Annotated in this window: 10 protein-coding genes; all 10 read right to left on the bottom strand. The window is 35.9% G+C overall.

The window, feature by feature from the left end; all coding sequences use genetic code 11:
* Window positions 1-257 precede the first annotated feature (257 nt).
* The 10 genes from CCAND38_RS11270 to CCAND38_RS11225 all read right to left on the bottom strand — a co-directional run bounded on the left by CCAND38_RS11270 (window position 258) and on the right by CCAND38_RS11225 (window position 9,027).
* Window positions 258-638, bottom strand: a complete 381-nt coding sequence (locus CCAND38_RS11270; RefSeq protein ID WP_042009978.1) for a TraR/DksA family transcriptional regulator — start codon at window positions 636-638, stop codon at window positions 258-260.
* A 12-nt stretch (window positions 639-650) separates the two neighbouring features.
* Window positions 651-860, bottom strand: a complete 210-nt coding sequence (locus CCAND38_RS11265; RefSeq protein ID WP_042345562.1) for a hypothetical protein — start codon at window positions 858-860, stop codon at window positions 651-653.
* Window positions 861-894: 34 nt separating this feature from the next.
* Window positions 895-1,188, bottom strand: coding sequence for a hypothetical protein (locus CCAND38_RS11260; protein WP_042345560.1), 294 nt, complete (start codon window positions 1,186-1,188; stop codon window positions 895-897).
* Window positions 1,189-1,443 (bottom strand): hypothetical protein, encoded by a 255-nt coding sequence (locus CCAND38_RS11255; RefSeq protein ID WP_042345558.1) that lies wholly within the window; start codon window positions 1,441-1,443, stop codon window positions 1,189-1,191.
* Between the two features lie 31 nt (window positions 1,444-1,474).
* Window positions 1,475-4,957 (bottom strand): isoleucine--tRNA ligase, encoded by a 3,483-nt coding sequence (gene ileS / locus CCAND38_RS11250; RefSeq protein ID WP_042345556.1) that lies wholly within the window; start codon window positions 4,955-4,957, stop codon window positions 1,475-1,477.
* A gap of 159 nt (window positions 4,958-5,116) precedes the next feature.
* Window positions 5,117-7,036, bottom strand: coding sequence for a TonB-dependent receptor plug domain-containing protein (locus CCAND38_RS11245; RefSeq protein WP_042345554.1), 1,920 nt, complete (start codon window positions 7,034-7,036; stop codon window positions 5,117-5,119).
* Window positions 7,037-7,064: 28 nt separating this feature from the next.
* Window positions 7,065-7,817 (bottom strand): hypothetical protein, encoded by a 753-nt coding sequence (locus CCAND38_RS11240; protein ID WP_042345551.1) that lies wholly within the window; start codon window positions 7,815-7,817, stop codon window positions 7,065-7,067.
* A gap of 55 nt (window positions 7,818-7,872) precedes the next feature.
* On the bottom strand, window positions 7,873-8,154 hold the full coding sequence (locus tag CCAND38_RS11235; protein WP_042345564.1) for a 2TM domain-containing protein: 282 nt from the start codon (window positions 8,152-8,154) through the stop codon (window positions 7,873-7,875).
* Window positions 8,155-8,171: 17 nt separating this feature from the next.
* Window positions 8,172-8,453, bottom strand: coding sequence for a winged helix-turn-helix domain-containing protein (locus CCAND38_RS11230; RefSeq protein ID WP_042009994.1), 282 nt, complete (start codon window positions 8,451-8,453; stop codon window positions 8,172-8,174).
* Entirely contained in the window at window positions 8,446-9,027 is a 582-nt protein-coding gene (locus CCAND38_RS11225; protein ID WP_042345549.1) for a hypothetical protein, read from the bottom strand. The genes CCAND38_RS11230 and CCAND38_RS11225 overlap by 8 nt, the downstream gene beginning before the upstream one ends.
* Window positions 9,028-9,289 lie beyond the last annotated feature (262 nt).

The following is a 9,289-nucleotide window of genomic DNA, read 5'->3' as shown; positions in this document are numbered from 1 at the left end:
AAAAAAAAAAAAAAAAAAAAAAAACGAAATTTTAACACATTATTTTTTAAGAATACATTCACATTTTAGTCTATACACGTAAAAGGAATATCGAATTTTGTAACATTTTCCTCCATAAAATTATCTTTGTGAATTGAGCATACCTTTTCCTTTAAAGGCGTTTCATAGAACGATTCTTCTGTGTACCGCTATTTCAGGATAAGAGAAAAAACAAAAGACTGCCCCGGAAAACGTTAGGACAGTCCTCTTTTGTTAATCTACTGCATATTCTTCGCTTCGATACTCAGCGTAGCGTGTGGAACAGCAAGTAAGCGACGTTTGTCTATAAGTTTACCAGTTACACGACAAACCCCATAGGTTTTATTTTCAATACGAATCAAAGCATTTTTAAGGTCTCGAATAAACTTCTCTTGACGAATAGCTAATGCTGTATTTTCCTCCTTGCTGGTTACTTTGGATCCTTCTTCAAACGCTTTAAACGTAGGTGCCGTGTCCTCGGTGCCGTTGGTCGCACTGTTCATATAGGCACTCTTCAAAAGCTCTAAATCATGTTGAGCCTTTTTGATTTTTTCTTCGATAAGAGCTCTAAACTCTTCCAATTCCTTGTCGGAATATCGAACTCTAATATTTTCTTCCATAATATAATTATTTTATTTTTTATCGTATTTAACATGTTTCCTTATCTTCGGAATAATAAAAGCCCAAATCAAGGCGGTGATCACTATCATCACAGGAATTAAATCATGATCTTTATCAAAAAGGAAGGTACTCCATACCATTCCTGTTAAAAAAAAACCAAGTATTACTCCCAAATAGGCTTTTTTTCCTATCAACAAACTTCCTATTTTTAATTCTTTCATAACTTTTTTACGTCAAAAACGCACATTCATTGAGTTAATCACAAAGTTTCCAACCTTCATTGGTTTTTCTAAAACTCATTGTTCTTTTTATAGGCTCATCACTTTTAAGATCGTCTGAAAGTAATATATGAAAAGGTGTTTTATTCTCTTTTCTAAAAACGAGCTTAACTTCCGCTGTATTTGTTGATGGATTTTCGTGAATTTCTTCAACTTCAGAAAGTTTAAGTGATAAACATCTTACCCAAGTTTTATTTTTTTCGGTTCTCGTAACATACTGTTTTCCTTTTTCTGTTAGAGAAATATTGTATTTAGATTGCCCAAAAAGCATTTAGTTTGTTTTTTCAAAGTCAATCAATTTTTCATCCGATAGTTGTAAATAATTCTTTTCATTGTCACTTTTCCTAAGCATTGTAGCCAATAATTGTCCCTCTCCTAATGTTATCTCAGTATCAATAACATCTTTTTGAGGCTCTTTTTCTATACAGGCCTGAACCAAATCCTTTACTTTTGCTTCTGTTAATTTATCTGTTCCACAAGAATATAAAGCGAAAATCAATACCAAAAATAAAATCACCTTTTTCATCTAAAATCGTTTTATTATTCTTTGAAATATACTACACTTTCTCCACGGAAATCTTCGTTACAATATCATCAAATTCGATAGGTTCGCCTAAAACGTTTCCAGCAAACGTAAGTTCACTAGTAAGGGTTTCGCTTTTGATGTACTCCAAATTATCCGAAACAGCCTCTTCCACGGCTTTTTGTTTTTGAATGCAAATATTGATTTTATCCGTAACATCAAAACCGCTATCTTTTCGGATATTTTGAATACGATTCACCAGCTCACGAGCGATTCCCTCTTTTCTCAACTCGTCCGTGATATGAATATCCAAGGCTACTAGTAAATTCCCTGAACTTGCCACAAGCCACCCCTCGATATCTTGCGTGGTGATTTCCACATCTTCAATGCTTAAAGTTACATCTTTTTCGGCTAATTTCACAATTATTTGACCTTCTTTTTCAATGTATTGAATATCTTCTTGCGTAAACTGCTGAACAGCAGCAACTACCAATTTCATATCTTTCCCGAAACGAGGTCCCAAAGTTTTGAAATTTGGTTTAATTTGCTTCACTAAAATACCCGAAGCGTCTTCCAAAAGTTCAATTTCTTTAACGTTTACCTCCGATTTTATCAAATCGGCAACGGCTTCAATTTCCCTTTTTTCAGCTTCGTTTGATATAGGAATCATAATTTTTTGCAACGGTTGACGCACCTTTATCATTTCCTTTTTACGAAGCGACAATACCAAAGATGAAATATTCTGAGCTTTCTCCATTTTACTCTCCAATGACTTGTCAATAAACGATTTATCTGTCGTTGGGAAAATAGTCAAATGTACACTTTCTGCCGTTTCCTTTTGGGTTCCTGACACCAAATCTCTGTATAATACCTCTGCGTAAAACGGAGCTACCGGAGCCATTAGTTTTGCCACGTTCAGAAGACAAGTGTACAAAGTCTGATAAGCCGAAATCTTATCTTCCTCATATTCACCTTTCCAGAAACGTCTTCGGCACAAACGCACATACCAGTTACTTAAATTCTCTTGTACAAAATCCGAAATTAAACGCGTGGCACGAGTAGGCTCATAGTCGGCAAAAGCCTCATCAACCTTTTGGATAAGGGTATGAAGTTCCGACAAAATCCAACGGTCGATTTCAGGACGTTTTTCTAACGGAATTTCTTCTTCTTTATATGTAAATCCGTCAATATTAGCATATAAAGCAAAGAATGAATAGGTGTTGTAAAGCGTTCCGAAAAACTTACGACGCACTTCGGCAACGCCCTCTAAATCAAACTTTAAGTTATCCCACGGATTTGCATTGGAAATCATATACCAACGTGTGGCATCGGCTCCATATTCTTCCAAAGTGGTGAACGGGTCGATAGCATTGCCCAAACGTTTGGACATTTTTTGTCCGTTTTTATCCAAAACTAATCCGTTAGAAACTACATTTTTGTATGAAATTCCATCGAAAACTAATCCTGCAATCGCGTGAAGTGTATAGAACCACCCGCGTGTTTGGTCAACTCCTTCGGCGATGAAATCGGCTGTTTTCCAAGTCTTTTCAACCATTTCTTTGTTTTCAAACGGATAGTGCCATTGTGCATAAGGCATCGCTCCCGAATCAAACCAAACGTCAATCAAATCACTTTCGCGTTTCATCGGTTTGCCCGATGTTGAAACCAAAACGATTTTATCTACCACGTTTTTATGCAGGTCGATTTTCTCGTAATTCTCGTCAGACATATTTCCTTCCCGAAAATCAGCAAAAATATCTTCTTTCATCAATCCTGCGGCGATAGACTTCTGAATTTCAGCTTTTAACTCTTCAACAGAACCAATGATAATTTCTTCTTTTTTGTCTTCGGTTCGCCAAATCGGAAGCGGAATTCCCCAGTAACGGGAACGCGACAAATTCCAATCGTTGGCATTTTGTAACCAATTTCCGAAACGTCCTTCACCTGTAGCTTTGGGTTTCCAATTGATTTCTTTATTTAGGTCGAAAAGGCGGTCTTTCACGTCCGTAATTTTGATGAACCAAGAATCGAGCGGATAGTACAAAACGGGTTTGTCAGTTCGCCAACAATGCGGATACGAGTGGACGTATTTCTCTACCTTAAAAGCTTTATTTTCAGTTTTTAAGAGAATTGCCAACTCTACGTCCCACGATTTTTCAGGTGCATCTTGGTCGTAATATTCGTTTTTAATGTATTTTCCGCTAAATAATTCAGGAACATTCTTACCTTTTACAAATCTGCCCTGCAAATCCACAAGCGGAACAAGATTATCGTTTTCATCTTTGATAAGCATCGGCGGAATGCCATTTTCTTTGGCAACACGAGCGTCATCAGCCCCAAAAGTCGGAGCGATGTGTACAATTCCTGTTCCGTCTTCCGTAGTTACGAAATCGCCCGTAATTACTCGGAAGGCTTGGTCGGCATTTTCCGCAGGACTAAACCACGGAATGAGTTGCTCATAGGTAGTCCCTTCTAAATCAGAACCTTTGAATTCAGCAAGGATTTGGTAAGGAATATTCCCCCCTGCCCCCGAAGGGGGAGTTTTAAAATCTTCTTCCTTTGAGGTCTCAAAAAATTTCTTTCCGAATTGTTTTGAAACCAACACTTTTGCTAAAACAATATTGATTGGCTCAAACGTATATTGATTGAAAGTTTTAATCAGCACATAATCAATATCTTTACCAACAGCCAAAGCGGTATTTGATGGAAGCGTCCAAGGTGTGGTCGTCCAAGCGAGGATAGAAATTGGAAGTTTACTATAATCTGCCTCATCATAATCCGCCCAATGCAAAGCACCACCGCAAGAAGCTCCTGCAATATCACAACTATCAAAAGGATTGGATAATTTTTCTTTGAATTTGTTACTTAACTTTTTCACACGGAATTGAGCCACAATCGTAGTATCCGAAACGTCACGATACGTACCTGGTTGGTTGAGTTCGTGGGAAGAAAGCCCTGTTCCTGCCTTTGGCGAATACGGCTGGATAGTATAGCCTTTGTACAACAATCCTTTGTTATAGATTTGTTTCAAAAGCCACCAAACCGACTCCATATATTTGGATTTGTAGGTAATGTACGGATTTTCCATATCCACCCAATACCCCATTTTTTCGGTAAGGTCGTTCCAAATGTTGGTGTAACGCATCACGGCTTCTTTACAAGCCTTATTGTAGTCTTCCACCGAAATTTTCTTTCCGATGTCTTCTTTGGTGATGCCCAATTCTTTTTCCACGCCAAGCTCCACAGGAAGTCCGTGCGTATCCCAACCTGCTTTTCGTTTTACTTGAAATCCTTTTTGAGTTTTATAACGGCAGAAAATATCCTTAATCGTACGTGCCATCACGTGATGAATACCCGGAAGCCCATTTGCCGAAGGCGGACCTTCAAAAAATACAAACGGCTCTTTGCCCTCACGCGTTTCAATACTTTTTTCAAAAATATTATTTTCTTGCCAATATGTAAGTATCTCTTTGGCAACGACTGATAAATCTAAGTTTTTGTGCTCTGTGAATTTCATTTCTACTTCTAATTCGTTGTAATTGAGTAATCCTTCATTCTCAATAAAATGAGGATTATTTTAAAGTGCGAATTTACTAAAAATTCCGAAAAATGATATGTTTTTTGAAGTTTTTTTGTTGAGAGTGAATTCAACAGCCTTTTGTGGTGATAAATAGTATCAAAACCGCATCATTGTTCCGAAATATAAAATCCGTTTTTGGAGGTGGTTGTAATGTAAATTCGTGTAATCCGAATTGTAATACACTGAAGCAGAATTGTTCAAATTCAACAGATTATTGACAGAAATAAAAGCAATAACTGCTGTTTTTCCAATGAATAAAAGTCGGTTTGCCGAAAAATCCAAGCGTTTATAATGAGGCATTTCAGCGGAATACCAATCGCCGAAAATCGGTTGAAAATCATTGGCTTGTGGATTAAAAACTGCCGACTGCACAGGAGTAAAACGATTTCCCGGACGCGTGGCAAAAACCAACGAAGCCGTAAACCATTTCGGATTTTTGTAAATTAGTTGCGACTTGATAAAATATTTTAAGTTTAAAGGGGTGTTATATTTTTGATTTCCAATAGCATACTTCTGATTTAGAAAAGTATTCGATATTGAAAAAGAAAATTGATGATTCAATTTAAAATCCACAGAAGCCTCACTTCCAAAGGTTTGTGTTTTATCAAATCGCTCGTAATGATTGGTTACAATATCGCCTTTATCTGCTTTGAAATATACTGATGTAGAAATGTTAAATTTCTCATTTTCAAAAGAATAATCCAAAGCAATTTGATGACTGCTCAGCGTATTGAAATTGCGAATAATATAATTTGGTGTAGTATAGCTGTGGTATTTTCCTGCACTGAAAATCAACCGATGCTCGTTATTTGGCGTGTAATTGGCTGAAAATTGGTAACTTGTAAAACTTTCGGTGTTTTTGTGAAGAAAAATATTTTTCCGCAAAGCCGATGAAAAATTCCACTGATTATTAGGTGAATAATTGGCATACACATAAGGTTCTACATAAAAAAAGTCAGTTGTTTTTTGATTGGTAAAAGTCGGACTTTCAGGCTTTAAACTGAAATAAAATTGCGGTAAAATTTCATTGTAATGATAGCGAAATACCGAAGCATCTACACCATATTGCATACTAAATGCTCTCGAAAACTGAGTTTTAAAGCCCAAACCATTGAAAATCTGAATATTTTTCACTTTGGAATCAATATTTCCGAATTTGAATTCCGAATCAGAAAAATCCACCATCGAAGCCCAACGAATTTTCGTTTTCTGCGTAAAATAGTCCAAATTATTCACCGAAAAGAAGCGTTTTTTGGAGGCTTCAACATCTCCTGAAAAATTCAAAGAACGATTCAAAACCGAATATTTTTCATCAATAAAATAATTAAATGTGTTGAAAGACAGGTTTTTATTGATTTTTAGATGTGTGTTTGCTCCCAAATCGAAAGTGGAAAAATGGTGCAGTTGGTCTAAACTTTTTCTGTTCAACCCGATAATAGCATCACTAAACTGATAATTGGTGTAAATTTGCGTAAAATTGTTTTTACCGAGTTTCTGATTTCGCATCAGTCCAATATTGGAAAGAGCCAAAGAAAGTTGCGTAAACTCGCTGATTTTCTGCGTGTTGGTTTCTATTTCCACCAATCCTGCACTTGAATTACCGAAATTCAAAGGTGGATTACTCGAATAAACATATTGTTTATCAATAAGTTCAGTATTGAAAAGTGAAAAATTTCCCAAGCCATCGTTCCGACTGAAACGCACGGGATTTAACACAGGAGAACCGTTGAGATAAACCCTTGACCTATCGGGACTTCCGCCTCTAAGCGAAGGGTTAGCACTCTCATCTGTATTAGTGGAAGCAGGAAGTGTGGTTATGGCTTTGAGTGGGTCGGCATTGGAGGCAGGATTGAAATAAATATCCAACGAATTGAGTTTTTTTACCGCAAATTTTTCGGAAATCGGGTCTTTTTTCACGATGATAACCTCTTCCAATTCATTGATTTGGAGACTGTCTTGTTGAGCTTGTACAAAACTGAAAATAAGTAAATTAAATATAAAGAGTAGTGTTTTCATAAAGTTATAAATAATATCTGTTTAAGTTTTATTTTTCAGGAAATTCTGATTGGAATTTTTTCTGCAACTCGTCAGCTTTTTCTTTCTGATTTTCAGAAGAGTACCATTTCAAAAGACTTTGATAGGCTTCCCTTTTTCCCCAAGTAGGTAAATGTTCGGAATTTTGGTTCGGTTCAGGGAGTGAAATGGCTTTTAAAAGTGAAGTTTCTGCCTTTTTGCCACCGCCGTATTGCTTGGGAATATTGGTGTCATAATTGCCTTCCACATAGTACAAACGCGGATTTTCTTTTTCCAAACGAAAGCCTTTTTGCAGATTTTCACGAATTTCGGCATCAATTTGCATTGCTTCCATTTGATTTTTCATAAAAACAAAAGATAAACTCAAATTGTTGGCTAATAAAGCATAATCTTCGGCGTTTTTATCTTTTTTATCTTGCAGAATATCAATACTTTTTCGGTTGTACTCACTCGCTTTTTCTTTGTGATCTGTTTTCAAATAGAAAATGGTTTGATAGAGATGCAAGTAAGATTTCCAATACAAATTCCATTGGCTATTTCCCTTATTTTCAGAAAGTTGTTTTTCCAAATTTTCTAACGGAAGTCCATTTTTGGTAACAAAGGCTTCACCCAAAGATTTTTCAATTTTCTGTTGGATTCCGTTAAGGGTAAATGGATTTTCTACTGCTTGAATTTCAGCAGTTTCTGAATTTTGAGCCTGTGTATTGATTGCAAGAAATGAGCAAACCACAGCAAAAACGATGTTTTTAAAATTTCTGTTCATTGTATTTATTATTTATAAATTAGTTTATTTTGTAAAGTAAAATTGTAAAAAAATATTATTTTTCCTCTTTCTCCATCAACTCTTTGATTTTACGTTCTTCCCAATTTTTACCCAAGAAAATATCAGGGGCAAATACCTTGAAAGCGTGCGAAATGAGTCCAATTCCCCAACCAAAAATGACCCATAAGCACCACAAGTTATTCGGAGTTTGATAGAGATTCAGTCCGACAAGGAAGGCATTGACTACGACATAAGTCGCCAAATGATGGTAGAATTTTTTGAGTTTCTTTACTCGTTTTTCTGCTTTTCTGTAAGCGTTTTGTTCTGTTGTGTTCATCATATTCAATTTTAAAATTATTTTAAATAACCTTTTAACGCCTCTACATATTCTTCAAAGGCTTGTAATCCCTTGGCAGTAAGAGCGAGTTCAGTGTTGGGATAATTATCTTTAAATGATTTAGTTACGGTAATGTATCCCGCTTTTTCGAGTTTACCAATTTGCACACTGATGTTGCCCGAAGTAGCTTGGGTAACTTCTTTCACTCGGTTGAAATCTGCCTTTTCCTCTGAAATCAAAAGTGACATAATCGCCAACCGCAACTGCGAATGTAAAAGAGGATCTAAATCTTTAAACATTTTTTCTTTTTTTATAATCGGAATATAACTGAATGCCAGGAATTAAAAATAAAAGTGCTGCTAAAACCACGGTCATCAATATAGAGTGATACCCGTAATTAATAAACAAAGTACTGTACACCAGTGCAAAAGAAATCAGCGAGGTGCTTACCCAAAGTCGATTTTTGAGTTGTAATGCCGTTGCCAGAGAAGCCATTGCAAAAGGTAGGTATATCAGTACAATAATCCACTTGGAAGATTGTGTAAATCCGCCCACCATTGCACCTATTCCCGCTACGAGCCAAAGCCAGCCCATCCAGTCGGTGCTTTTGCCTTGTTTTTCGGCTTTTATGCCTTCTCGCATTTTGGCAACAAAGGTAAAAACAAATCCCAAAGGCATCAAAATAAGCCACACGAGTCCCGATTTACTGAAATGAAAATCAAATTGATACATCAGGAAATGTATAGTTCCTGCTAACATAATGAGTATGCCCCAAAAGATGAAGAAAAATCCATTTTGTTCGTATTTTTGTTTTCGCTGATTGATAATCTCTTGAATGATTTTTAAGCTGTCATTAGGCTGTAAATGTTCCATTTTTATTTCTTTTTAGATTTATGATTCTACTTTTAAATTTAGTTTATTCTGTAAACAAAATTATCAAAAAAATAGTTACTTGACTTTTATGATGCAAATATAAATAAGTTTATTTTATAAACAAAATATTTTTCAGAAAAATAGTTCCTTTATGCTATACCCAAGACTTGATTAAAAAAAAAGAGATTACCCGTTTAGGATAATCTCTCTTTCTCTTATTCAGTCAGTGTGGTTACTTCTTAATATACAACCAACTTCCTTT

Source organism: Capnocytophaga canis, from assembly GCF_000827555.1.
Taxonomy (GTDB): Bacteria; Bacteroidota; Bacteroidia; order Flavobacteriales; family Flavobacteriaceae; genus Capnocytophaga; species Capnocytophaga canis.
Note: the sequence above shows the minus strand (reverse complement) of the source record. Positions and strands in the feature narration are given on the sequence as shown.

Coding starts and splice junctions, on each gene's coding strand:
- CCAND38_RS11240 (WP_042345551.1), bottom strand. CDS start 7,817: ATGAACAGAAATTTTAAAAACATCGTTTTTGCTGTGGTTTGCTCATTT.
- CCAND38_RS11245 (WP_042345554.1), bottom strand. CDS start 7,036: ATGAAAACACTACTCTTTATATTTAATTTACTTATTTTCAGTTTTGTA.
- CCAND38_RS11260 (WP_042345560.1), bottom strand. CDS start 1,188: ATGCTTTTTGGGCAATCTAAATACAATATTTCTCTAACAGAAAAAGGA.
- CCAND38_RS11225 (WP_042345549.1), bottom strand. CDS start 9,027: ATGGAACATTTACAGCCTAATGACAGCTTAAAAATCATTCAAGAGATT.
- CCAND38_RS11265 (WP_042345562.1), bottom strand. CDS start 860: ATGAAAGAATTAAAAATAGGAAGTTTGTTGATAGGAAAAAAAGCCTAT.
- ileS (WP_042345556.1), bottom strand. CDS start 4,957: ATGAAATTCACAGAGCACAAAAACTTAGATTTATCAGTCGTTGCCAAA.
- CCAND38_RS11230 (WP_042009994.1), bottom strand. CDS start 8,453: ATGTTTAAAGATTTAGATCCTCTTTTACATTCGCAGTTGCGGTTGGCG.
- CCAND38_RS11255 (WP_042345558.1), bottom strand. CDS start 1,443: ATGAAAAAGGTGATTTTATTTTTGGTATTGATTTTCGCTTTATATTCT.
- CCAND38_RS11270 (WP_042009978.1), bottom strand. CDS start 638: ATGGAAGAAAATATTAGAGTTCGATATTCCGACAAGGAATTGGAAGAG.
- CCAND38_RS11235 (WP_042345564.1), bottom strand. CDS start 8,154: ATGAACACAACAGAACAAAACGCTTACAGAAAAGCAGAAAAACGAGTA.